At 54.2% G+C, this 25,558-nt stretch carries 22 protein-coding genes; 19 read left to right on the top strand and 3 right to left on the bottom strand.

The genetic code is table 11. From position 1 onward, the window contains the following. Positions 1-244 precede the first annotated feature (244 nt). From KI367_RS03260 to KI367_RS03225, 8 genes are all read left to right on the top strand, one after another. A complete protein-coding gene (locus KI367_RS03260) occupies positions 245-1,810 on the top strand; it encodes a TerB N-terminal domain-containing protein (RefSeq protein ID WP_212947568.1) in 1,566 nt (521 codons plus the stop codon). 19 nt (positions 1,811-1,829) lie between these two features. Beyond that, positions 1,830-3,155 (top strand): ATP-binding protein, encoded by a 1,326-nt coding sequence (locus tag KI367_RS03255; protein WP_212947566.1) that lies wholly within the window; start codon positions 1,830-1,832, stop codon positions 3,153-3,155. Continuing rightward, positions 3,152-5,356, top strand: coding sequence for a DEAD/DEAH box helicase (locus KI367_RS03250; RefSeq protein ID WP_212947564.1), 2,205 nt, complete (start codon positions 3,152-3,154; stop codon positions 5,354-5,356). The genes KI367_RS03255 and KI367_RS03250 overlap by 4 nt, the downstream gene beginning before the upstream one ends. Before the next feature lie 534 nt (positions 5,357-5,890). Then, positions 5,891-7,324, top strand: a complete 1,434-nt coding sequence (locus KI367_RS03245) for an MFS transporter (RefSeq protein ID WP_212947562.1) — start codon at positions 5,891-5,893, stop codon at positions 7,322-7,324. Positions 7,325-7,597: 273 nt separating this feature from the next. Further along, positions 7,598-8,197, top strand: coding sequence for a hypothetical protein (locus KI367_RS03240; RefSeq protein WP_156124554.1), 600 nt, complete (start codon positions 7,598-7,600; stop codon positions 8,195-8,197). 136 nt (positions 8,198-8,333) lie between these two features. Further along, positions 8,334-8,534 (top strand): hypothetical protein, encoded by a 201-nt coding sequence (locus tag KI367_RS03235; RefSeq protein WP_212947560.1) that lies wholly within the window; start codon positions 8,334-8,336, stop codon positions 8,532-8,534. A gap of 340 nt (positions 8,535-8,874) precedes the next feature. Further along, positions 8,875-9,798: a helix-turn-helix transcriptional regulator gene (locus KI367_RS03230; RefSeq protein ID WP_212947558.1), complete on the top strand. Its 924-nt coding sequence runs from the start codon at positions 8,875-8,877 to the stop codon at positions 9,796-9,798. A 145-nt stretch (positions 9,799-9,943) separates the two neighbouring features. Continuing rightward, positions 9,944-11,452 (top strand): MFS transporter, encoded by a 1,509-nt coding sequence (locus tag KI367_RS03225; protein ID WP_212947552.1) that lies wholly within the window; start codon positions 9,944-9,946, stop codon positions 11,450-11,452. A gap of 95 nt (positions 11,453-11,547) precedes the next feature. Here KI367_RS03225 and KI367_RS03220 read toward each other — a convergent pair whose 3' ends face one another. Beyond that, on the bottom strand, positions 11,548-12,483 hold the full coding sequence (locus KI367_RS03220) for an alpha/beta fold hydrolase (protein WP_212947550.1): 936 nt from the start codon (positions 12,481-12,483) through the stop codon (positions 11,548-11,550). A gap of 252 nt (positions 12,484-12,735) precedes the next feature. Continuing rightward, positions 12,736-13,782, bottom strand: coding sequence for a permease (locus tag KI367_RS03215; protein ID WP_036709337.1), 1,047 nt, complete (start codon positions 13,780-13,782; stop codon positions 12,736-12,738). Positions 13,783-14,083: 301 nt separating this feature from the next. Here KI367_RS03215 and KI367_RS03210 point away from each other — a divergent pair, with 301 nt between their 5' ends. From KI367_RS03210 to pcp, 6 genes are all read left to right on the top strand, one after another. Further along, entirely contained in the window at positions 14,084-14,902 is an 819-nt protein-coding gene (locus tag KI367_RS03210) for a L,D-transpeptidase family protein (protein ID WP_246536564.1), read from the top strand. Between the two features lie 238 nt (positions 14,903-15,140). Continuing rightward, positions 15,141-15,977: a YitT family protein gene (locus KI367_RS03205; RefSeq protein WP_212947546.1), complete on the top strand. Its 837-nt coding sequence runs from the start codon at positions 15,141-15,143 to the stop codon at positions 15,975-15,977. Between the two features lie 139 nt (positions 15,978-16,116). Further along, positions 16,117-16,830 (top strand): 5-oxoprolinase subunit PxpB, encoded by a 714-nt coding sequence (gene pxpB, locus KI367_RS03200; protein ID WP_212947545.1) that lies wholly within the window; start codon positions 16,117-16,119, stop codon positions 16,828-16,830. Continuing rightward, positions 16,827-17,840, top strand: coding sequence for a 5-oxoprolinase subunit C family protein (locus tag KI367_RS03195; protein WP_212947544.1), 1,014 nt, complete (start codon positions 16,827-16,829; stop codon positions 17,838-17,840). Before pxpB ends, KI367_RS03195 begins: the two co-directional genes overlap by 4 nt. Then, complete coding sequence (locus tag KI367_RS03190; protein ID WP_036709341.1) at positions 17,834-18,589, top strand: LamB/YcsF family protein; 756 nt, start codon at positions 17,834-17,836, stop codon at positions 18,587-18,589. The genes KI367_RS03195 and KI367_RS03190 overlap by 7 nt, the downstream gene beginning before the upstream one ends. 26 nt (positions 18,590-18,615) lie before the next feature. Next, positions 18,616-19,233: a pyroglutamyl-peptidase I gene (gene pcp / locus KI367_RS03185; protein WP_212947543.1), complete on the top strand. Its 618-nt coding sequence runs from the start codon at positions 18,616-18,618 to the stop codon at positions 19,231-19,233. Positions 19,234-19,319: 86 nt separating this feature from the next. Here the strand turns inward: pcp and KI367_RS03180 are convergent, their stop codons facing one another. After that, positions 19,320-20,207 carry an AraC family transcriptional regulator gene (locus KI367_RS03180; protein WP_052146942.1) on the bottom strand — a complete coding sequence of 296 codons (888 nt, stop codon included), beginning with the start codon at positions 20,205-20,207 and terminating at the stop codon, positions 19,320-19,322. Between the two features lie 121 nt (positions 20,208-20,328). Between KI367_RS03180 and KI367_RS03175 the strand changes: the two genes are divergently transcribed. From KI367_RS03175 to KI367_RS03155, 5 genes are all read left to right on the top strand, one after another. After that, complete coding sequence (locus KI367_RS03175) at positions 20,329-21,075, top strand: sugar phosphate isomerase/epimerase family protein (RefSeq protein ID WP_212947542.1); 747 nt, start codon at positions 20,329-20,331, stop codon at positions 21,073-21,075. 30 nt (positions 21,076-21,105) lie between these two features. Further along, positions 21,106-22,200 (top strand): Gfo/Idh/MocA family protein, encoded by a 1,095-nt coding sequence (locus tag KI367_RS03170; RefSeq protein ID WP_212947541.1) that lies wholly within the window; start codon positions 21,106-21,108, stop codon positions 22,198-22,200. A 180-nt stretch (positions 22,201-22,380) separates the two neighbouring features. Further along, on the top strand, positions 22,381-23,382 hold the full coding sequence (locus tag KI367_RS03165) for a Gfo/Idh/MocA family protein (RefSeq protein WP_212947540.1): 1,002 nt from the start codon (positions 22,381-22,383) through the stop codon (positions 23,380-23,382). Positions 23,383-23,427: 45 nt separating this feature from the next. Then, a complete protein-coding gene (locus KI367_RS03160) occupies positions 23,428-24,378 on the top strand; it encodes an AraC family transcriptional regulator (RefSeq protein ID WP_036709348.1) in 951 nt (316 codons plus the stop codon). A gap of 13 nt (positions 24,379-24,391) precedes the next feature. Further along, complete coding sequence (locus tag KI367_RS03155; protein WP_036709430.1) at positions 24,392-25,480, top strand: Gfo/Idh/MocA family protein; 1,089 nt, start codon at positions 24,392-24,394, stop codon at positions 25,478-25,480. Positions 25,481-25,558 lie beyond the last annotated feature (78 nt).

The following is a 25,558-nucleotide window of genomic DNA, read 5'->3' as shown; positions in this document are numbered from 1 at the left end:
AACCCAAAAGAACCCACTCCATGGAGTGGGTTCTTCTTCGTTAGTATCTGAAGTTTAAAGTTACGAAGACTTCAATTGGGATTTATAAGGAAATAGATACAACCAGGTTGCAGGAGATCATCTTTTCCCAGAGACAGCTCTGCAGAAACCACACAGAATGCCAAAAAAATTACACCCCAAGCCATTTTCATATATAATGAAAAAAAGAGAACAAATATTCTGTGAAATGGTGATGCATGGTTTCATGAATTCAAATCAAAAGCCTTTGGATTTTGCGGAAATCGATTTGAGCGCGCCTGCGCATGGGGAAAACGGCCCTTTGCGCGAGTTGGGCATTCCGGAGCGGAAGGAGCGGCCGGCGGAAGAGAAGCTCCCTTTTGTGGCGGCTCTATCGAAGGAAAAACGTTTTGTGCAGCAGGCTCAAGCGATGGCGGAGCGGACGGAGGAGCAGGCGCCTTTTGTCCCGTTCATGAGCTACTGGCCGACGTACGAGCAGATGAACGAATTGCAGCGGCGCTGGTATTTTTACTGGAGGAGCGAAGTCCGCAGCGGACGTTTTCCTTTCACCGACCTCTCCTATATTTTCGTCTGCCTGTACGAGCTGATTCATGGCGTCGGATGGGAGCGGCCGCGGCAGGGATATGAGCAGATGATGAACCTTTGGGATGCCTATGGAAACCGATATCCGAAGCTGAATCAGTATCTGGCCGAGTGGGTATGCGACTTCGTGCTGGTGCATCGGCTGGACGTCCCGCTGATCGACATTCTCGCAAGGTCCGGTCAGGCTTGGGCGGGAGAACTGTTTGACCTGGAACTGGAAAGGATGATGGGCGAAAATCCCGCTTTACTGACGTTGGACCAGATTTTGACACTGTCGGATTACGATGCGCGGCGAAGCAAATTTTATGCGGAAGAGGGCTGCGGATTGTTGGAGGAATACACGCCTCAGGTCATCGCGCTGGTCCACTCCTATCTGCAAAAAACGACGGGAAAAGGCCTCGTGGACACCTTTTATAAGGGGACGGGCAAAAAGATCGAGCGGTATTTGTTCCGCAGCAGCGTGTATGATGCCGAAACGTACGGAAGGACATTTCCGATGCGGATCCTTGAGATCCGAAAATGCCCGCCGTTACGCTATTACGTCACGCAGCTGGTTCGGTGCGCCGAAAACAAGCTGCGGGAGCTGACAGGTTTTAAAGGACGCTTGCGGGGAGTCACGTTAAAAAGCGAAACAGAGACGTTGATCCGGCGGTTTTTGGACAAGGAATTTGCCGCCAAAAAGCTTTCCGTCCCGGCCGTATCCATTGATCCGCAGAAACTGGCCATGCTGCAAAAAGACAGCGAAGAAGTGCGGAGCATGCTGACGATCGAGGAATGGGACGAACCGGCGTATGAACGGAGTGAGGAAGGGAATATTCCCGTGCCGCCAACGGATCTTGCTGAACATGATCATGCCGAACATAGCGGGCCGGAGGAAGGTTTGGAACGGAAAAGCTGCAGCGAACGAGCCCCCGAGAGACCTGCAATGGAACAACAACGATTTGCGTGGGATACGTCCTTATTGGACGAGGAATGGACCTCATTTGCGGAGCAACTGGGACCCGCCCATTCGGAGGTCTTATATGCATTAAAATCCCGAATGCCACACAGCGAGCTGGAGCGGATCGCCGAAAAACACGGATCGATGCCGGCGCTGCTGATCGACGAAATAAACCAAGCCGCGATGGAAACGATCGGCGATCTGATGATCGACGGCGACGACGTTGCGGAAGAATATAGCGGATATCTGGAAGCGTTGAAGAAAGCGTAATTGTTTAAGGGGTGGAAACATGACGGATTTGAAAATACCAAAAAGGCTGACGACCGCGCTCGTCAATTCCTTGACGGCGGGCGTCGTGCCGCGGGTCGGGCTGGAGCATATCGCGGTGGGAAGGAAGCCGGAAGTAGAGGCGCTGCTGCGGGATATGGACAACATTGCCGAAGGCGGCGCCGCCATGAAGCTGATTACCGGGCGTTACGGGAGCGGGAAAAGCTTTTTGCTGCAAACGATCCGCAACTACGCGCTGGACCGGGAATTCGTGACGGCGGACGCGGATTTGTCTCCGGAACGCAGACTCGTCGGCACGAAAGGGCAAGGGCTTGCAACGTACCGTGAGCTGATGACCCACTTGTCCACGAAGACCCGGCCGGACGGCGGGGCACTCGAAGCGATACTCCAAAAATGGATTTTGGCGATTCAGCAGGAGGCGATGCAGGCCGGCGGTTTGCGCGCGGACGATCCGGCGCTTGCCCATGAGGTGGAGCAGCGGATTTTTGCGGTGACGTCACAAATGCACAATTTGGTGCACGGTTTCGATTTTGCCAAAGTGCTTGCGGCTTATTGGAACGGATACAAGCTTGGGGAGGACGAGAAAAAGCAGGCGGCGCTGCGCTGGCTTCGCGGAGAGTACCCGAACAAGACCGAGGCTCGAAAAGAACTCGACGTGGCGGTCATCATCGATGACGACAGCTGGTACGATTATATCAAACTGTGGTCGGAATTCGTGGCGAAAATCGGCTACAAAGGGCTGCTGCTGTTCATTGACGAAGGCGTCAATCTCTATAAAATATCGAACAGCGTGTCCCGGACAAGCAATTATGAGAAGCTGCTGACGATGTTTAATGACACGATGCAGGGCAAAGCCGAGCATTTGGGCATCTTCCTGGGAGGGACGCCGCAATTCGTCGAGGACGAACGCCGCGGATTATTCAGTTATGAGGCGCTGCGTTCGCGCCTGGTGGAAGGAAGGTTTGCCGGAAACGGATACCGGAACTACACCGGGCCGATTTTGAAGCTGGAAATGCTGTCGCATGAAGAAATTTTGATTTTGCTGCAAAAGCTGCTGCGAATTCACGGGCTGCATTTCGGTTATGCTCCGGTTTTGACCGACGCGGATTTGATTCAATTCATGGAAACGGCCGTGGGGCGGCTGGGGGCGGACGAGCTGCTGACCCCGCGCGAAGTGGTTCGCGACTTCATGGATTTGCTGCATACGCTGCATCAAAATCCGGATGCTTCATTCAGCCGGCTGCTGGGCGAGCGGATGGCCGCGCCTGCGGCGGCGTGCCGGGAACAAGACGATTTGGACGATTTTCTGGCGGAGTTCGAATTATGAGCGGCGGCGCGAGCCATGTCTTTTACCGTTTGGCTCCGTTCATTCAGGAGTTCATCTACCGGAAACGATGGGAGACGCTGCGTCCTGCGCAGGTCGAAGCTCTTAACATCTGCATGAATTCCGACCATCATATGCTGATCGCCGCCGGGACGGCGTCCGGCAAAACGGAGGCGGCTTTTTTTCCGGCTTTGACCGAGCTGCACGAACGCCCGTCCGCTTCCGTCGGGATTTTGTACATAGGTCCCCTCAAAGCGCTGATCAACGACCAGTTTGAACGGATCAAGGAGCTGCTTAGGGACGGCAACATTCCGGTATGGCATTGGCACGGCGACGTGTCGCAGACGGAGAAAACCAAGCTGATGCGGAATCCTTCCGGAGTGCTGCAAATTACGCCCGAATCGCTTGAAGGATTGCTGATGAACCGACCGAATGCGATCCCGGCGCTGTTCCATGACCTCAGGTATATCATCATTGACGAGGTTCATGCTTTTATGGGAGCGGACCGCGGGATCCAGGTGCTCAGCCAAATCGCCCGGATCGAAAAAATGACCGGCTGCTCGCCAAGGCGCGTAGGCTTGTCCGCGACGTTAAGCGACTACGAGGCGGCGAAAGCATGGCTTGGCGCAGGCGGCAGCCGGCCCGTGGAGGCCGTTTCGGTGCCTGGGGGACGCAAGGTTAGGCTGCGCGTGGAGCATTTTTCGTTTCCGGACGCCAGGGACGAGGAGCAGGCGGAGCACTTGCAAAACGCGCGCAAAGCCTACTATAACTTCGTATACGACAGCACCCATTTGAAAAAAGCGCTCATTTTTACCAACAGCCGATCGGATGCCGAACTCACGACGCTGGAGCTGCGAAGGGTGGCAGCCCAGCGCCATCAGCCGGACGTCTTCCACGTGCATCACGGCAGCATCTCCGCCATGCTGCGCGAGGAAGCGGAAGCCGCGCTGAAAAACGGGCCCGGTCCGGCCGTGGCGGCAGCCACGCTGACGTTGGAGCTGGGCATCGACCTTGGCGAGCTCGAGCGCGTGGTGCAGCTTGGCGCCCCTTACAGCGCTTCGAGCTTCGTGCAGCGCCTGGGGCGTTCCGGCCGCCGGAACGACGCGCCGTCGGAGATGCTGTTTGTATGCCCGGAAGAGGAAGACGAAGACGCTCCGCTGCCGGCGCGAATGCCTTGGACGCTGCTGCGCGCCATCGCCGTGATCGAGCTGTACGTCCGCGACCGGTGGGTGGAGCCGCTGGACATCCGGAAAATGCCGATCGGGCTTTTATACCACCAGACGTTGAGCATCCTGAAAAGCATGGGGGAAGCAACGCCGGCCGAACTGGCGGCATACGTGCTTTCGCTGCCATCGTTCAAGCAAATTCCGGCCGCTGCGTATAAAACGTTTTTGAATTATTTGCTGCAAACCGACCATGTGCAGTGGACGGAACAGCAAAGTTTGATTATCGGCCTGACGGGAGAAAAAATCGTCAACAATTTCCGTTTTTACGCCGTATTCAAGGATGACGAGGAGCATGCGGTCTACAACGGCACGGAAGAAATCGGCTCGATTACGACGGTGCCGCCGCCGGGATATTGTTTTTCATTGGCGGGAAAATTGTGGAAAGTAACCGAAGTCGATACGAAGCATAAAGCCGTCTATGTCAAAGCGGCGCTGGGCAAGGTCGATACGTTGTGGCTTGGCGGCGGAGGGGATATTCATACGCTGGTCGTGCGGAAAATGCGCGAAGTGCTGGCGGACACCGCCATTTATTCGTACCTGTCGCCGCAGGCCGTGAACCGGTTGGAGCGGGCGCGCAGGCTGGCGAAAGAAAGCGGGCTGCTGAAGTCGCCCGTCATCCCGGCCGGCGGCGACTCGCTGTTCGTATTGCCGTGGATCGGGAGCAAGCAGTTCCGGACGCTCGAACGGCTGCTTAAACATAATCTTGCCGAGCGCCTGTCGCTGCGTTCGATCGTGCCGATGGAGCCATATTATTTTGTCGTTGCCGGCCAAGCGGACAGCCGGACGTTATTGGAGCAAATCCTTCAGGAATGCGCGTCCTGCACGGATCCGTTAATGCTGCTCGGGCCTGATGAAGCGCCCTATTTGGGGAAGTACGACGAATTCGTTTCGCCGGAGCTGGTGCGCATGGCTTTTGCGGTCGACGGTCTTGACGTCGAAGGACTCAAGCAAGGCTTGAGTGAAGTGTTGGAGCGATAAAGAAGCGTCAGTCATGCATCCATGGGAAAGTCGAACAAGCCGGGTTTTGGATCCGAGCGGGCCAAAGGTTGTGTACCTAACCGCTTTCGGATACAATGACTTTAATTAAGTTGAAAGGAGGCCAAAAGCGATGAGATCTGTATTCGTACCGGCTTGGATCGGTTTATCCGTAAAAAAATCGGGAAATTTGCATTCGACGGGATACGTCTGCCCATTTTTAAGCTGCGCTGCAATTAAATCTGCGAATACGGTGTCTGTACGTTTTTATGCCTCTCTCGTGTTAACTGATGCGTGAATTCAAGCTGCGGCTGGTTCATGTGCAGTGATGGGCTGATAACATTAAACGTAAGATGGGCACCGGAATTCCGGTGTCTTTTTTTTGCGACTTTTTGGCGTGAAAATGAAGGTTTGCAAGTTTTTGTTTGAAACAACGGGTTCATGGTGAACCAAGGGGAAGGGGTGAGAAACATTGACGAAGGAAGCAGTGGATGCGGCCTCCTAAAAAACATAAATCATTTTTTAGGAGGCAATCCAATGGTTAGAAACAACTCAAATGAAGCACTTATCCCACGACTCAGCCAAGGAAAAATAACACTCCTCGTCATGACATTGGCATTATCCGTTCTTGTGGCGGCGATTACGGTGGATATGGTAAATCCCGCGCTCCCGCTTATCGGCGAACAACTGGGAGCTTCAAAAGCCCGCATTAGCTGGGTGGTCAGCGGCGTCGCGCTTATTTTGGCGATCGGGGTTCCTTTGTACGGAAGAATGTCGGATTTTTTCGATTTGAAAAAGCTATTTATCATTGCGGTCGGCATTCTGTCGTCCGGGAGCCTGATTTGCGCTCTCGCCCCGAATCTAATCGTTCTTGTTGCGGGGAGAATGATCCAGGGAGCCGGGATGGCGGCAATTCCCGTCCTTTCGGTCGTCGCTGTTTCGAAGGTGCTGCCGCCGGGCAAACGAGGCGGAGCCTTCGGCATCATTGCAGGCAGCATCGGGATCGGAACCGCAAGCGGACCGATTTTTGGAGGCGCCGTCGGAGATCTGTGGGGATGGCAGGCATTGTTCTGGGTCACGCTGCTGCTTTCGGTGCTTGTTATCGTTGGCACGATGTATGCACTGCCGTCCCTTCTGCCTGCCGCCCAACAAGGAAAGCGGCGGCCGTTTGATGTTCTTGGCGGCGCGCTGCTGGGGCTGACCGCCGGGCTTCTGCTTTTTGGCGTGACTCAAGGGGAAGCAGCCGGGTTTGCTTCAGTGTCGTCGCCCGGAAGTTTTGCAGGTTCGGTTGCGGCTTTGATCTGCTTCGTCTGGCGTATCCATGCCGCGGATGATCCGTTCGTCCCGCCCGTTCTGTTTGCGAACCGAGTTTATGTATGCGCACTGATCGTTTCAATGTGCTCGATGTTTGCCTATTTCGCCGTGCTTGTATTCGTTCCGCTGCTGGTCGTGGAGGCGAACGGGCTTTCCCCCGGCCAGGCAGGGCTGGTGTTGCTGCCGGGTGGAGCGGCCGTCGCGGCCTTTTCTCCGGTCATTGGCCGCCTGTCGGATCGGGTAGGGACGAAACGGTTGATCGTTGCCGGTGCAAGCATGATGGGCGTATCCACATTCTTTTTGTCGACCTATGCTGCAGGAAACTCTCCTGTCCTTGTTTCGGTAGGCGTATTAGGGGCGGGAATTGCTTTTGCGCTGTTGAACTCCCCGGCGAATAGCGCAGCCGTCAGCGCTGTGGCGAAAGATCAGGTCGGCGTGGGAGTCGGGATCTTCCAAGGCTCGCTCTACCTTGGCGCCGGAACGGGAGCGGGGTTGATCGGGGCCGTTTTATCGGCGCGGCGGGACGCGGCGCATCCCTTTAATCCTTGGTACGGGGAGGGGGCCGGAGCTTATTCCGACGCGTTTTTCATCACGACTGCGGTCGCGGCCGTCGCCTGGATCGCGGCATGGGGGTTGCGAAACGATGGCATGAAATGATTGGATTGGTTCGTATAATCGATTGCGCATCTACCGATGATGATCAACGTTTCGGTATGTGCATTCACGAAAACAGGGACATCCGTTCTCCCGGGTGTCCCTGTTTTTACTCATATGCCACGATCAAGTTGCGTACGGGTTGCGGGTACAGTAAAGCGGAAAAAGTGTTTACATATGTACCATAAAAATAATCATAAACTTGGTCAAACTTTAATGCTTTCATTATCGTCTGTAATTTTAGAAAACATGAGGCAATAAGGATGGTGACGGTTTTTGAATAAATGGCTTGTTCTATTTCTTTTCACCATTATTTTATTGGTTGGTTGCACGAGTATGGATGATGAACATTTTCAATCCCAACCCACGCAAGCCACAAGTCAACCAACAAAAACGCCGACTCAAAGCCCTGATCGAGCCCCTTCATCCACGGATTCAGATTCTATCGTGTATACAAATAAACAATACGGGTTTCAGTTTTCTTTACCCGAAAGCTGGAAAGGTTATTCTATTGTAAATAGTCATTGGGAAGGCAACGCAATGGACAAAAACGTAAGTAAACAGACTTCAGAAACCGGTCCAATCCTTTCTATTCGAGATCCTCGGTGGACCGAGCAAAAGCCAAGGCAGGATATACCCATTATGGTATTTACGATCAATCAGTGGGAATCTCTTCTACGAGAAGAATTTTTTATTGGTGCAGCAGCGATCCAACCGAGCGAATTGGGTCAAAACGATAAATACGTTTTTGCAATTCCTTCACGTTACAATTTCGCCTACCCGCCTGGATACGAGGAAGTGGATAAGATTTTACAAAGCGGACCGCTTAAACCTTTTAATTCACTGTTAGCCCATCCGCAATTGAAAAACGAATGAGCAAAAGGGCACGATCATTCAATAAAATGGGGCGCGACAGGAGAATCTCTCCGATTGTTGTTGCGCCATGTTATCCTATGATTAGGTGAAAAATACAATACTTTGAATTTCTGTGAATCCGAGGTGAGAAGCAGTTATGAAAAATAGAAACGTAACAGGTATGGTCGTGGCCGTCATTTATAGCATTGTTCTTTATGGTTTTTTAATTGAAGCACCCCCTGGTGAAATTCCGAACCATCCGCGATGGGCGTATTTAATGATTCCCCTTGGAGCAATTGCAATTATGGCTCTCTTCGATTTTGTGATCAAGTACGATTTCTTCAAAGACAAGAAATAGAAAGTGAACGGACCGATGAATACTCGATTGAGAATCCGGCTAGAGCAGGCAAACATGTTAAAAAAACAACATATGAAAAATTCACAAAAGAAAAACCGACACATACCTAGTTCATATCCACCGTACTCTTCATTTCTGCGGATTTAGTTTGAATAAAGCAACTGCTAAAAAACTTACCGCCCTTTTGCAAGCAGCATTTTATTGCCCGGAGCGCCTGTCTTTAAAGGGAAGTTTTGAATCGGACATCTCCGTTTTTTCTTCATCGTTCTATACAAAAGCGGCTCGGGACGCTAGACTGATCATGAGGATCGTATATCCATATCAAAAAAGGTGGTCTTTCATGAAGCTTGAGCGTCTCATTTCCATGATCTACATGCTGCTTAATCACGAAATCTTGTCGGCTTCGGCCCTTGCGGAAAAATACAACGTGTCCCAACGGACGATCTACCGCGACATCGAAACCATCTGCGCGGCGGGCATTCCGGTGGTTTCCTATCAAGGCGTGAACGGCGGTTACGGGATCATGGAAGAATATAAAATGGACAAAAGCCTGCTCGGCTCCTACGACGTGAACTCGCTCGTGACTCTTTTGCGCAGCATGTCCACGGTATTTGAGGATGAGAAAGCCGAGGAGACGATCCATAAGCTCCAAACCGTCCACCAGGAAGCCAAAAAACCAAGCATGTCGCTCGATATCGGCAGCTGGCGCCCATATAACGAGACGCTTCGGATGATTCATGACGCGATTCGGAGGCGGCTTGTGGTAAAGTTCGAATATGTGAGCACCAAAGGGGAGCGGATCCAGCGGGCCGTCGAACCGGTTAATCTTTTGTACAAATACGACTCCTGGTACTTGTACGGTTATTGCCGGCTCCGCAGCGACTATCGGGAATTCAAGCTGCCTCGCATCGTGTCCATGGCTGTTACGGGAGAACATTTCCAGCATCACCGCCATGAACCGAAGATCGAATCCGGAAGGGGAAAAAGCGGGCCGGCCGATGCGGACGTATTCGATGTCGTGCTCCGAATCGCGCCGCCCGCCATGGCGAGGGCGCTCGATTTTTTCGTCGGCGCGGAAAAGCGCTTTGGAGAAGACGGATGCCTGGACATCATTTTGACGAACCAGCATCGCAGCAGCCTGCGTTGGCTTATTCCGATCATGCTGAGCTTCGGGGTTGGGGCGGAAGTCGTCAGTCCGCCGGAAATCCGAAAAGCGGTGAAGGAGCAGTTGCAAAACATGCTCGAAAAATATCGGGAAGTATGACACGCCGTTGTCATACTTCTTTTTGTATGCTCTATTCAGGCCAAGAACGAAACCGTAATAGAAAAGAAGGAGTGGTACTGAATATGAAGCAACAAGGAAAAAACAGGCTGCCGGTCGTCATCGCTGCTTACTGCTCGGCATTCTCATGGCATCGATGGACAATTCGATCGTGGCGACGGCGATGGGCAGCATCGTGGGCGAAATCGGAGGGATGGACAAGTTCGTTTGGGTCACGTCGGCCTACATGGTGGCGGAAATGGCCGGCATGCCGATTTTCGGGAAGCTGTCCGACATGTATGGGCGAAAGAGGTTTTTTGTGTTCGGGATCATTTTGTTTATGATCGGATCGGCCCTGTGCGGCACGGCCCAGTCCATTACCCAATTGGCGCTGTACCGGGCCGTTCAAGGCATTGGCGGCGGGGCGCTTGTGCCTATCGCTTTTACCATCATGTATGATGCCGTCCCGCTGGAGAAAAGAGGGAAGCTCGGCGGATTGTTCGGGGCCGTGTTCGGCATCTCCAGCATCTTCGGCCCATTGGTCGGGGCTTATATTACCGAATATATCGCGTGGCAGTGGAATTTCTACATCAATTTGCCGCTAGGTTTGGCGGCGCTGCTGATGATCGCGTTATGTTACAAGGAATCCCATGAGCATTCCAAGCAGCCGATCGATTGGGCCGGCGCGTTCACCTTCCTGGGAGCCGTCGTTTGCCTCATGTTTGCGCTGGAGCTCGGCGGCAAGCAGCTGGCATGGAATTCGCCCGAGATGTTAAGCCTGCTTGGAGGGTTCGTGCTTCTGTCGGCGGCGTTCCTGTTCGTGGAAACGAAGGCGAAGGAACCGATCATCACGTTCGGCTTGTTCAAAAATCGGATCTATACGTCCGGCATCCTGACCGGATTTTTTAGCGGCGCGGCGTTTATTGCCGCCTCTGTCTACATCCCGATATTCATTCAGGGGGTGCTCGGCGGTTCGGCCACCAGCTCCGGCATGGTGCTGCTCCCGATGATGGTATCGTCGGTCATTACGGCTACATTGGGCGGCAGCTTGATGAACCGGATTTCCTACCGTTCGATCATGGTCTCCTCGCTGCTGGTGTTAACGGCAGGCACGGCGCTGCTGACGACGCTCGGCCCGGATTCGTCCCGGCTTCAAGTCACGTTTTACATGATCCTGGTCGGTCTGGGCATCGGCGCTTCATTTTCGGTGCTGAGCAACGCGTGCATCCACGGTTTGTCGTACCGCCAGCGGGGATCGGCCAGCTCCACGTTTAATTTTCTCCGTTCCTTGGGCATGACGCTGGGCATCACGACGTTCGGGATGATCCAGACCCATGCGTTTTCGGCGAAGATGGGGCAGATGTTCGGCGGAGGCGCACAGGTTCCCGATGCGCTTTCCGTCAACGATCCGCACGTGCTGCTGTCGGAGCAGACGCGTGCCGGCATTCCCGCTGCGCTTTTGGATTCGGTATCGGAGGCGTTGTCCTCGTCGATCGCTGCCACCTTTGGTTGGGCGCTGCTCCCGGTGCTCCTGGCATGCGCAGCCTCGCTGCTGATGGGCAAAGCCAAGCTTGATGCAAGCGCCGCGCCGGAGGTTCAAGCCGAACCGGATCGTAAGGAAGAGAAAAAAGACTACGGCTATTCGACCGTGTCCTAAACCGGTGCTCCTCTGCCGCCGGATAAATTTTAAGGTGTCCCAAAAAGAAAGAGCCCATGGCGATGGCCATAGGCTTCTTCTTTTTGGAGCAGGGTCTATTTGTTCCCGATCACGCGATGGATAAAATCGATGATTCCATCTTCGACGTCGTCCCGGATGTCGCGATAGTTGTGGATTTCATGGCGATAACCCGAATATACCTTGGTTTCCACGCGATGACCCGTTTCCGCGAGCCAGTTCGAAACGGCGTAGACCCCTTCCCCGTATTGGCCGACAGGATCCTGATCCCCGGCGATATTGTAAACGGGAATGGATGCCGGCACTTTTTCCGCCCACTGCGTACCTTTGATCGTTTCCATCATCATCACAAAATAATACAACGAACGGATATTGGGCGGCGTCGTAAAGTTGTTGAACGGATCATGGGCATGGTCGGCAACGACGTCCGGATCGCCGCAGATCCAGTCATTCGGGGTGGAGGCATTTTCGCAGCGCTCCGTCATCCAGCCCAGAAGCTTTTGCAAGTAAGATGGATCGATTTCTTCTCCATTGCCCCGGTCCATCTGTTCCTTCAACGCCTTCGCAAGTTCGCCCGCATTCGGAAACACGCCCGAAGTCCCGCAAAGAATCAAACCGTCGATCCCTTCTCCGTAAGCGGCGGCATAACATCTGGCGATCATGGAACCCATGCTGTGGCCAAACATGAAATAGGGCAGGCCGGGATATTTCTCCTGTACCCGTTGACGGAGCGAGTGTTCATCTTCCGCCATCGTCATGTAGCCGTGTGCGCCCCAATCGCTCCAGTTGCCTGAATCGTATGCCGTCTTGCCGTGTCCCACATGATCGTCCGCCGCAACCACGAAGCCTTCTTCATTCAGCTTCAAAATCATGTGGAGATACCGGCGCGAATGCTCGCCGAAACCATGCACCAGCTGAACGATTCCGCGCGGTTTGCGGATGGGGGTGTAGATCCAGGCTCGAATGTCGTCCTTTTGATTAAATGATTTGAAACTCAGTTCATGAATGGCCATGATCGATCACCTCGTATTTGGATTGGTTGAAGAATTTATGCCGATGGAAGAAACAAAAAAAGACGCACAAAATACCTTTTGAAAAACAAAAGCATTTCGTGGTCTCCGCGTCTCTTCACATCGTATTAACTTTGAATTCAATATAAATCCTAATGAAAACGTTGTCAAGAAGTGGATCGGGATCAAAAACAAAAGGACCCTCCATCGAAGGTCCTTTTATGTTTTAGGCTCGGATATGATGCCGTTTGCGGATTACAGGATCCAAGCGCCGATCAAACCGCTGACGATGCCGGCAACCACGACCGACACGGAGACGAAGGCCAGCACTTTTTTCGGAAAAGCCTTCCATGCGATCAGCACCGACGGCAGACTGATGGCCGGCAGGGTCACGAGAAGCGCCGCCGCAGGTCCGGTACCCATGCCCAATGCCAGAAAGGATTGGATGATCGGAATTTCCGCCGCCGTCGGAATGACGAACAGCGTGCCGACGACCGCAAACACGATAACGGCCGCGATGCCGCCGCCGACCCAGACCGGAAACATCGTGGACTGAAAGGCGCCGAGCAGCAGCACGGCGATCAGATAAGCCGGAACGACGCTGACGAGCATCATGCCGAGGCTTTTGAGCCAGCGGACAAGGAACGGAGCCTGATCCCCCTTGTCTTCGGGCAGGGCCGCCATCGATTCGGGCATCTTGGCTTCACCCGCGAACCGGTTGGCAAAATAGCTGACGCCGAACGTAAGCAGGATTCCGAACACGATGCGCATGAGCATGAATTTCCAGGACAGGACGAATGCCATAAAAATCAGCGTCGCCGGGTTAAGCAGCGGATTCCCGAGCCAAAAGGCCAGCGCGGCTCCGACCGATACGTTGCGTTTGCGAAGGCCGGTGGCGATCGGTGCGGCGCAGCAGGTGCACATCATGCCGGGCAGGGACGATACGCCCGCGATCAGCGTGCTTTTGAATCCCGCTTTCCCAAGCTTTTCGTAGAGCCAACCGGTAGGCAGCAGCACCTGTACGAGGGAACCGAGCAAAATGCCGAGCACCGCCGCTTTCCATACGGATTTGAAATAAGCTTGCGCGTATTGCAAGGCGGAGCCCCAGGATGGCCCGTTCCCTTCCATATTTAAGATCGAAGAGCCGATGGAATGCTTGTCGGCAGCCGAAAACGCCTTGTGATAATAAGGCCACCATTTGACGTAAAGCAATCCGATGACGGCTATGAGTACGAACAGGCCCACCATCCAAACCGTTTTTTTGTTTGAAGGGCGTCCCGGAATCGAACGAATCGGTGACATCTTATTTCCTCCATTCTTGAAGTGGACAATTATATATTGTATTCCTCCCGCTGCATCGTGACAAGGAAAATCTATCATTTTCATGAAAGATTCAATTTGAATTTTCATAGACAAGCTTTTTCGAGCGCGCTGCAACAATTCCGGATTAAAATCCATCTAAGAGTGATAGGACACCCTCCCCCTCCCATATAATGGCATTAATCACCGGATGAAAGGAGGCTTGCGGATTCTGCGTACTTATCACCGCTCATTCGCAGCAATCATTCTTATCATGTTACTGGGTTGGATCATCCCCCCGCCAGTGCAAGCGGACGCACAAAGCGCGGGCAACGATCTGATCATCGTCAACAAAAAAACGAATAAACTGGCATTTTTCCAAAACGGTTCCCTCGTCAGGGAATTTCGCGTAGCCACCGGCAAAACGGCATCGCTTACGCCGGAAGGGCGTTTTGAAATCGTGAGCAAAATCAAAAACCGTCCGTATTACAAAGAAAAAATTCCGGGAGGAGATCCAAGAAATCCGCTCGGCGACCGCTGGATCGGGCTGGACGTCAACGGAACGCGAGGAACGACATACGCGATCCATGGAAACAACAACAAAAATTCCATCGGAAAGTATGTCAGCGCGGGATGCATCCGCATGTATAACGACGATATTCACTGGCTGTTTCCCAAAGTACAACTCCACACCATGGCCATTATCACATCGTCTAAGCTTTCGTTTGAGGAGATCGCTCGAAACTCAGGTTACCGCTTAGGCGAGCAGAAATTTGAGGGGAGGCTGTTGATCGACAACAAGGAAGCGGATTTGCGTAATGATATGATCCTGTACGATTCCCGGATTTATATTCCGCTCAGGGCTTGCATCGAATTGATAGGCGGGGAGGTGCTCTGGAACAACCAAACGAAAACGGCGACCCTTCGAATCGGCAGCCGCACGATCGTGCATCAGGCGCTGACGGGTCAAGCGACGGTCAACGGGAAAACCGTCAAGATAACGGCCTCAAGGTACAGGGATAACTCCCTGATGCTTCCGTTGAGAAATTTTTCGGAATTGTCGGGTTATTCCGTCCAATGGGACGGTACGACCAATACGGTTTCCATCCGATCGCCGAAATGAGGATCGGGTATGTCCCAATTCATCCGCGTTTTTCGCGGATTTTTTTATTTTATGCCTAGCCATGCCCAAGATCCGATCCGTTTATGAAACTTTTTTTCAACCTGCAGCAAGCTGCGGGATTTTTTTTGCTGAGGCCGGCCTTTTTCTGTTGACGTATCTCAGGCGTCCCTTATAAAATAGGGAAGTTGCGTTTTGAACATTTGAAAATTTCGGATATTAATCAAGGGAAGGCAGTTCCATGAATAGAAAACTCGCGGACATTTTTTTGCTTATCATCGGTTCATTCATTTTTGCGCTCGACATCAATCTGTTCGTCATTCCTCACGACCTGTCCGAAGGCGGCGTCACGGGGATCACGATCATTCTTTACTATTTGTTCAAATGGTCTCCGGGCCTGGTGAATTTGATATTAAACGCGATCCTGCTGATCGTCGGCTATAAATTTTTGGACAAGCAAACGACGGTATACACCATCATCGCCATCGTGTGCAACTCCTTGTTCCTGCATTTGACGGAAGGATGGACGCTTCAATCGGACGACGTGCTTCTTAACGCCATTTTCGGCGGCGTATTTGCGGGCGTGGGCATCGGACTCATCGTGCGCGCGGGCGGCACGACGGCAGGCAGCGTCATTTTGGCGCGGATCGCCCATAAATATTGGGATTGGAACATCAGCTACGCGCTGCTCTTTTTTGACCTGATCGTGGCGTTTTCGTCCTATTTCATCATCGGGGCGCAGAGCCTCATGCTTACCATCGTAATGTTGTTCGTCGGAACGAAAGTGATGGAATTCATCATCGAAGGTTTGAACCCGCGGAAAGCGATCACGATTATTTCCAAGGAATACGACCATATCGCGCAGGAGATCAATACCGTGATGGAGCGCGGCGTGACGGTGTTTCCCGGATACGGCTACTATACGAAACAGCCGAAGGAAGTGCTGTACGTCGTCATTAACAAACAGGAGGTCCCGACGTTGAAAAAAATCGTCAAGTCCGTCGACAAGGATGCCTTCATTACCATTCACGACGTCAGGGACGTGTTCGGCGAAGGTTTTATCGACTTGGCGAAATAAAAAATAAATCAGGCACGTACAAGGGAAAGGGCTGCGGCAGGCAGTCCTTTTTTTGTTTTTATTCGGCAATGATTGCGCATTTCCGCGGGTTGCCTCTAAAATAGATTCATGAACGTTGACGTAAAGGAGGCGGGAAGGCATGGGCAATATGGTGATCGAGCCGCTGGGCGAAACTGCGCTGCTGATCCAATTCGGCGAAAAGATCGACGAAGGCGTGAACCGCCAGGTTCAAGCGGCGGTGTCCCTGCTGGAGGCAAGTCCGTTTCCCGGATTCGTGGAATGCATTCCTTCGTTTGCGGCGGTTGCGGTTTATTATGACCCGTTCAGGTTAGACCGCTCCCCGGGAGAGGGAACGGCTTTCGAGCATGTCAGATCCCTCGTTCAGAACCGGTTGAAACAGATCGGCGTTCATGCGGAGCGGAAGCGGGACGTGATCGACATTCCGGTCTGTTACGGCGGCGAACACGGGCCGGATTTGGCCTATGTGGCGGAATTGAACGGGCTCGATGAAGCCGAGGTCGTCAGCATCCATTCGGGCCGGGACTATTTGGTGTATGCGCTCGGTTTTGCCCCGGGTTTCCCGTACTTGGGCGGCATGCCGGCAAGCATATCCGCACCGCGGAAAGGAACGCCCCGGTTGTCCATTCCTGCCGGATCGGTAGGGATCGCCGGAACCCAGACCGGCATCTATCCGTTGGACACGCCCGGCGGCTGGCAAATCATCGGCAGAACGCCGCTCGCCTTGTTTCGGCCCGGGCAGGACCCGCCGGTTTTGTTGAACAGCGGACAGTATATCCGTTTTCGGCCGATCGGCGTTTCCGAATACGACAGACTGGCAGGTGAACGGGGATGAGCATCGAGGTATTGAAACCGGGGTTACTCGTTACCGTGCAGGATTTAGGGCGGACAGGTTACGGCAAATACGGCCTCGGCCGGTCCGGGGCGATGGACGGGTTTGCCCACCGGGTCGCCAACTGGCTTGTCGGCAATGCCGAGAGTGAGGCGGCGCTCGAAGTCACCTGGTCCGGTTTTTCGGTGCGTTTCCGTCAAAGCATGCTTGTTTCGATCACGGGCGCCGATTTATCGCCGGAATCCGGCGGTACGCCCGTTCCGATGTGGCGGCCGGTATGGTTTCGTCAGGGAAGCGAGCTGGCGTTCAAACGCCCCGTATCCGGGTGCCGCGCTTATGTTGCGGTTGCCGGCGGCGTGGATTCGCCTCAAGTTCTCGGCAGCCGCAGCACGCATTTGCGAGCCGGCATCGGCGGCCTGAACGGAAGGGCGTTGCAGGCGGGAGATGTCCTGCATAACAAAGATTCGGGCCGATTCGGCAGCCCCGCCGCGAGTTCCCGCGATTTCGCGGAGCATGTTTTTTTTCGGGCGGCGCGTTGGTCGGCGGCTCCCCGGCCAGGTTATATCCGCGGGAATCAAGCCGTTCGGGTCACGAGGGGGCGGCAATACGATGATTTTCGGGCAGCGGATCTTCGGCGTTTCTTCGAAGATTCCTACCGCGTCAAGCCGGAGTCCGACCGGATGGGCTACCGGTTGTCGGGACCCCGGCTCGAGCTGCGGACTCCCCGGGAGTATCTGTCCGAAGGCGTTGCCGACGGCACGGTACAGGTGCCGGCCGACGGGCAGCCGATCATCCTCATGGCCGACAGGCAAACGCTTGGCGGCTATCCGAAAATCGCGCAGGTCGTTTCCGCCGATTTGCCTAAAGTCGCGCAGTTGTCCCCGGGCGACGCGATCCGCTTCCGCGAGGTTTCCCTTGACGAGGCGGAACAGTTGTACCTGGCACGGGAACGCGGCCTGCGGCGGCTCAAAACCATGATCGACGTCAGATTGGAGGGAATGTTCGGATGTTAAGCGTGGACCTGAATTGCGATATGGGAGAAAGCTTCGGGCGTTATGCTTTAGGCACCGATGCCGAAATGATGGAGTATATTACGTCCGCCAACATCGCTTGCGGTTTTCACGCCGGCGATCCGTCGGTGATGCGGCGTACCGTCCGGATGGCCGTCCAAAGCGGCGTTTCCATCGGCGCTCACCCGGGGCTGCCCGACTTGGCGGGATTCGGCAGACGGCCCATGGAGGTGTCGGCCGAGGAAGTTTACGACATGGTGACATACCAGGTTGGCGCGCTCCAAGCTTTTGTTAAGCAGGAAGGCGGCACGCTGAAACATGTTAAGGCGCATGGGGCTTTATATAATATGGCCGCAGCCGATCGGCGGCTGGCCGACGCGGTCGCCCGGGCGGTGCACGAAACGGATTCATCCTTGATCCTGTACGGGCTGGCCGGCAGCGCGTTGATTGCCGCGGGCAGGGCGATGGGGCTGCGCACGGCATCGGAGGTCTTTGCGGACCGGACTTACCGGGACGACGGGACGTTAACGCCGAGAAACATGCCGGGTTCATTGATTGCCGATCCGGACCGGGCGGTAGATCAAGTGCTGCAAATGGTTAGAGAAGGCGCCGTTTCGGCTGCGAGCGGCCGGATCATTCCGATCGAGGCGGACACGGTCTGCATCCACGGCGACGGCGATCATGCCTTGTCTTTTGCCTGCAGTCTGCGGGCCGCGCTGGAACGGGAAGGGATAAGAGTCTCGGCCTTATAACAACTTACATACAGGGGGAAACATCCATGAAAATACTCGTGACGGCGTTCGAGCCGTTCGGTGGCGATTCGGTCAACCCGACGGAAAAACTGCTGGAGGACATTGGGAAGGAACGGTTCGACGGGGCGGAAATCCATACCCGGCTGCTGCCGGTCGTATTTGACGAATGCGCCGACAAGTTATTGGAAACCGTGGAAGCGATCCGGCCGGACGCGGTCATTTGCTGCGGTTTGGCTTCCGGGCGAACGTCCATTACGCCGGAGCAAATCGCGATCAATCTGAAGGAGGTGCCCAAGGAATCTTCCGTCGGGGACAATAAAGGGAACCGTCCATACGACGAACGCGTGAACCCGGAAGGCCCGGACGGCTTGTTCAGCCTGCTGCCGGTCCGCGAGATGGTGGAGAAGATGAAGGAGCAGGGAATTCCGGCCTCGATTTCGTATTCGGCGGGCACTTTCATTTGCAACAATACGATGTATGCGCTTCTCGATTATATCCGGACGAACCGGCTATCCATGATCGGCGGTTTTGTCCATTTCCCCGCATCGGAAGAAATGGCCGCAAGCAAGCCGAGTTTGCCATCCCTCTCGCATGATACGATGCTGAAGGGTTTGAAGACGATGATTCAGACGCTATTGAATTAATTCATTTTATTCTTCGGCCGACGCGGGACTTGCTGCTCGCAGGTTCATGCTACATTCGAATACCCAAAAAGCCTGATTCCTTGGAATCAGGCTTTTCCTTTTTTGCGGAATTGATGGGGGGAGATGTTTTTGTACTGGCGGAATTGCTGGATGAAATAGCTTGAGCTGGAAAAGCCGACCTCGAGCGCAATATCCGTCATGCTCATATCGGTCGTGAGCAGCAGCTTTTCGGCTTCGGTGATCCGGATGTAGCTGAGGTAATTGGTGAAAGTTTTGCCCATGATCGCTTTGAAGCGCCGCGAAAAGTAACTGTAGCTCATATTGCATAGTTTGGCCGCCGTTTGGGCGTTGATGTCGTTCATATAGTTGTAGTCGATGTATTCGAAAACCTGCTGCAGCATCCGGTAGTCGCTGTCATTCAGCGAGCGCGAAACCTCCCACCCCCAATGCTGGGGATGCGTGCGGCGCAGAAACCATAGAAAAACGCGGCAGATCAGCGTACGGACGGCCAGCTCGAAGCCGAACCCTTTGGAGGTGAATTCCTCATAGATTTCCCGGATCAGGCCGGGAATGGGCGTGTCGTGGATTTCGGCCGCCGTAAACACCCGCTGTCCTCCGGCATCCGCCAGCGTAAAAGGGAGGATGTATTTCGATTCCAGGAAGGTGCGCGAGGTCGAGTACAAAATTTCGGGATCGAATTTCACGACGATGTATGAAACGGGCTCCTCCGTCGAATAAATCGAATGGGTTTCGTGCGAGTGGATCAGAACCAGATCGCCGGTTTCGAGCCGATGGCTTTTCCCGCCCAGGAACACCTTGGCTTTGCCGGAAAGGAAGTACAGTATTTCGATATAAATATGCCAGTGGGGATCCACGACGATGCTTCCGTTTTGGCTGGAATGGATCATGCTTTCGTAAGGATATTGGACAGACCCGTCTTGGGAACGGTTGGACTCGAAATACGGTTCGGTCATCGCTGCAGCACCTCGTTTTTACCATGACAAAAATTTTATATTTTTGAATAGGTTCATTGTATAACGAATCTGCCGATTTTGGTATCCTTACCTTGACTTGAGACACAGAGGAGGCAAGACGGTGGAAAATATAGCACTTCAACTGTATTCCATTAAAGAACTGACAAGCGCCGATTTTTTGGGAACGCTTGCCAAAGTGGCGGAAATCGGTTATGACGGCGTCGAGTTCGCGGGTTATTTCGGCACCTCTGCTTCGGAACTGAAAAAAGCGCTGGATGCTCACGGTCTCCGGGCCGCCGGAAGCCACATCGGCATTTCCGACCTGCAGGACGGTCTTGACCGGACGATCGAATACTCGCTTACGATCGAAAGCCCTTACATTATTTGCCCGGGCCTTCCCGAAGAGATGCGCAGCAGCGCCGACAGCTACAAACGCACGGCGGAAGCCTTCAACCGGATCGGGGAGCGCTGCAAGGAGCAGGGACTTCGGTTCGGCTACCATAACCACGCGGTCGAATTCGAGAAGTTCGACGGACTCACCGGCATCGAACTGCTTGCCCGGCACACGGATCCCGACCATTTGTTTTTCGAGCTGGATACGTACTGGGCGGAGGCGGCGGGATTCCGTTCCGTCGACTGGATCGAATCGCTGAAAGAACGCTGCTCGGTGCTGCATATCAAGGACATGAAAAGCGGGCAGGACAAGCGGAACACGGAAATCGGGTCCGGCATCATGGATTTCAAGGCGATCGTCGAAACGGGCAAACGTTACGGCGTGCAATGGTATACGGTGGAACAAGAGGAGTTCGAGATGCCTCAGCTGGAAAGCATCAAGGCGAGCCTCGCCTACCTTCGACAAATATTATAAATTATGAATCAGAAGGAGATGACTCGGGTTATGGCGGTTAAGGAACAAAAAACGCTCCGCGTCGGCGTGATCGGCTGCGGCGGCATCGCAAACGGCAAACATATACCGAATTTGAACGCGAACAAAAACGTGGAACTGGTGGCGTTCTGCGACATCATCGAAGAGCGGGCGGTCGAATCCGCCAAAAAAATCGGCAGGGAAGACATCGCGATTTATACGGATTACAAGGAACTGTTAAAGGACGAAAGCATCGACCTGGTCCATGTCTGCACGCCGAACAAGTCCCACTCGTTCATTACCATCGCTGCGCTGGAAGCCGGCAAACACGTGATGTGCGAAAAGCCGATGGCAAAAACTTCGGAGGAAGCCAGAGCGATGCTGGAAACGGCCAGACGCACGGGCAAAAAGCTGACGATCGGATATGACAACCGTTACCGACCGGATTCGCTGCTTCTCAAAAAAATATGCGAACGCGGAGATTTGGGCGACGTCTATTTCGCGAAGGCCCATGCCATCCGCAGACGCGCCGTACCGACCTGGGGCGTGTTCCTGAACGAAGAGGAGCAAGGCGGCGGCCCGCTCATCGACATCGGCACGCATGCGCTCGATTTGACGCTTTGGCTGATGGATAACTACAAGGTCAAAAGCGTCGTCGGAAACGTATACCATAAGCTCGGCAGCAAAAAGGACGCCGCCAACGCGTTTGGTCCGTGGGATCCCGAGCAGTTTACCGTCGAAGATTCGGCATTCGGATTCATCACGATGGAAAACGGGGCCACCGTCATCCTCGAATCGAGCTGGGCGCTGAATACGCTGGACGTCGGCGAAGCGAAGGCGACGCTGTGCGGGACCGAAGCCGGCGCGGACATGCGCGACGGACTGCGGATCAACGGCGAAGAGATGGGTCATTTGTACACCAAGCTGCCGGAGCTGAACACAGGCGGCGTCGCTTATTTCGACGGCAAGTCGGAGAGCCAGGCCGCAAGGGAATGCCGGCTTTGGATCGACAGCATCCTGAACGATACCGAACCGATGGTGAAACCGGAGCAGGCATTGGTCGTCACCGAGGTGCTGGAAGCGATCTACGAATCGGCGCGCACGGGCAAAACGGTCTATTTTAAATAGGTTCATAGGAAAAGCTCACCCTTTTATCAAAGAGAGAGTGGGCTTTTTGTCATCGGGACGGTCTGGCCGTTGTGTCGCAATATTGAAGCTTATTGTCGCAATGTTACACTGTATTATCGGTATTTCCTGTGATAGATTAATGGCATGATGTCCTTAAATTAAACATTGGGGTGGCTGAACATGATCAGAATAGGTAAAATTAGCTATTGGCACGTGCATGCTTGGGATTATACGAAACAAGCCCAGGAGCATCCGGACACGGAAATCGTCGCGGTTTGGGACGAAAACCCGCAGCGGGGCAAGGAAGCCGCAGACAAGCAAGGCGTGGACTTCCATGAATCCCTCGACGAAATGCTCGGCCGCGACGACATCGACGGCGTGATCGTGGACGCTCCGACGCGGATGCACCGCGACGTGATGCTGAAGGCGGCAGCCGCCGGCAAGCATATTTTCACGGAAAAAGTGCTTGCGCCGACGCTGCACGAAGCAAACGAGATTTTGGAGGCGGTCAAACGCCATAACGTGAAGCTGACGGTTTCGCTGCCGCGTCTGAATGACGGATACACGCTGGCGATCCGCGAAATTCTCGATCAGGAGCTACTCGGAAAAGTGACGTTGGTACGCGTCCGTTTGTCCCACAACGGGTCTACCGCGGGTTGGCTGCCGGACCATTTTTACAAGCTGGAAGATACCTTCGGCGGAGCGCTCATCGATCTGGGCTGCCACCCGATGTATTTGACGCGTTTGTTCCTGCAGCAGGAGCCTGTCGAGGTCAAAGCGGAATACGGTTACGTTACGGGCAAAGAAGTCGAGGATAACGCGGTAGCGACGCTGTCGACGCCGTCCGGGGCGATCGGGATCGTGGAAGCGGGCTTCGTGAACAGCTTCTCTCCGTTCTGCATCGAAGTTCACGGCACGGACGGCACGCTGCTTTACGGCACGCCTGAGGAAAAGCTTCTCATCCGTACGGCCCGGAAAAGCGAATACAGCGACGGTTGGGTAGAGCTTCCGGTGCCGGGGCCGCGTGAAAGCGCGTTCCAGCAATGGGTCGGCCATATCCAGAACGACACGACGGCCGACGAGAACGTGGCGTATGCCCTTGAATTGACGAAACTGATGGAGGCGGCGAACCAATCGGCGCGCGAGCACCGCGGCATTCGTATATCCGATCTTCAAGCTTAAATTCAGGTGCCGAAATAAAATATATGGAATCAAGGACTGTGCTTCATGATGAACAACTTTCCGTATGAAATGATGACGGAGCGCGCAGACGCTCTGGAACGGCTGGATCTGAAAGTGTATTGGGGGAACTATGAGATTCGCGTCCTGCGATTTCACCTCATTACGTTTCCCCCGGGGAAAATGGTGTCTTTTCACAAGCACGCCGAATACGAGTTTCATTTTATTCCGCGCGGCAAAGGGATGGTCATCCTGGAACAGGAGCCGTTCACGCTGCGCGAGGGCATGTTTTATTTGACGGGACCGGGCGTAATGCATTACCAGGAGGCGGATGCCGAGGAAGCGATGGATGAGCTTTGCCTCCATGTCGATATCGTCAACCTGGCGGAGAAAGAAAAGGGCCAGGGCAGGCGCACCCGCCATGCCGCCGATCCGTGGGAAATCGCCGAAGCCCAGGATTGCATGGAGAAGCTGAAAACATTGCCGCTCAAACCGGTCATGGACGCTCATCGGGCCATGCCTTATTTCCTGGAGGCTTATCAGGCGGCCCATATGAAATATGCCGGGCTGTATACGACGATCAAACACAGCGTCATCCAAATTTTGCTGCGCGCGGTCAGGGCTTACGAATCGGAGCCGATGGAGGCGCTGCTGCCCGCGAGGGACATGAAGGCTTACCGGTACCAGCTGGCCATGGAATACATCGAAGCCAATTCGGCGGGGGAGATCGTCTTGGACGACGTCGCCGACAAGCTGCATATCAGCAGCAGACAGCTGCAGCGGATCCTCAGGGATCTTGGCGACGGCCGCTCGTTCAGCGAGATTTTGGAGGACTTTCGTCTGAAATCGATCTGCAAACGGCTGACGGAAACGAAGGATCCGATCGACGTCATTGCCGGCCTGGAAGGGTTTTCGAGCGGCAGCTACCTGCATACGGTATTCAAAAAAAGATTCGGGATGACGCCGACGGAATATCGGATGACACACGCGAAAATATAGGGGGATGGCTTTCGTGGGAAAGATTTATCGGATTGGGATTATCGGAAGCGGCGGCATTGCCGGCGAGCATGTCCGCGCTTATAAACGCATCGAAGACGTGGAAATCGTCGGCGTGGCCGACATTTTGCCGGGACGGGCGGAAGAGTTCATCAAGCGCTGGGATTTGCAGCAGGCCAAAGGCTTTGACGATCACCGCAAGATGCTGGAAATGGAACTCGACGGCGTAAGCATTTGCACGCCGAACGTCGCCCATTACCAGACGACGATCGATTCGCTGCGCGCCGGCAAACATGTCATGCTGGAAAAGCCGATGTCGGTCACGCTCGAACAGGCCGTCGAAATGGTGCAGGTCGCAAAGCAAACCGGAAATATGCTGAACATCGGTTTTCAGCCGCGTTACGACCCGAATATGGGGCTGATCAAGGATTTGGTGCAGAAGGGCCAGCTCGGCAAAGTTTATTATGTAGAAACCGGCGGGGGACGCCGCCGCGGCATGCCGGGCGGGACGTTCATCCGGCAGGAGATCGCGGGAGCCGGGGCCATGGCCGATATCGGCTGTTATTCGCTCGATCTGGCTTTAAATACGCTCGGGTATCCCAAACCGCTGACGGTGTCGGCTTACACGTCGAACCATTTCGGCACGAACCCGAAATATCATCCGGAGGCGGACCGCTTCGACGTGGAAGACTTCGGCGTTGCGATCGTCCGGTTTGAAAACGATCTCGTGCTGAACTTTAAAACCTCCTGGGCGATGCACATGGATACGCTCGGCGCCACCATGTTCCTCGGAACGGATGCGGGGATGAAGGTGCTCCCGGGCAGCAGTGGCCCGTGGGGAGGCGTATGGGACGGCAACGTCGGCGCGGTATCCATATTCCATGATATCCAAGGCCATCATACCGAAAGCATCATTCCGCTGATCGACCATAAACTAAGCGTGTTCGAGGAAAAAATCAAAGATTTCGTACGCGCGCTCCGCGAAGGGGGGCCGGCACCGATCCCGGGCGAGCAGATTTTGCGCAACCAGGCGATCCTGGACGGCATTTTACGGTCTTCGCAAACGAAAAGGGAAGTCGAAATCCATATTCCGGACATCGGTTAATTCCGGCGTCCGAAACCGCAGTCCGCAGCCTGACCCATCAGGTTTCGCGGACTGTTTTTTTACCCAATGTTCTTGTCA

This window comes from Paenibacillus cookii, from assembly GCF_018333375.1.
Lineage (GTDB): Bacteria > Bacillota > Bacilli > Paenibacillales > Paenibacillaceae > Paenibacillus_AQ > Paenibacillus_AQ cookii.
The sequence above is the reverse complement of the archived record's forward strand: the minus strand, read 5'-3'. Positions and strand labels throughout refer to the sequence as shown.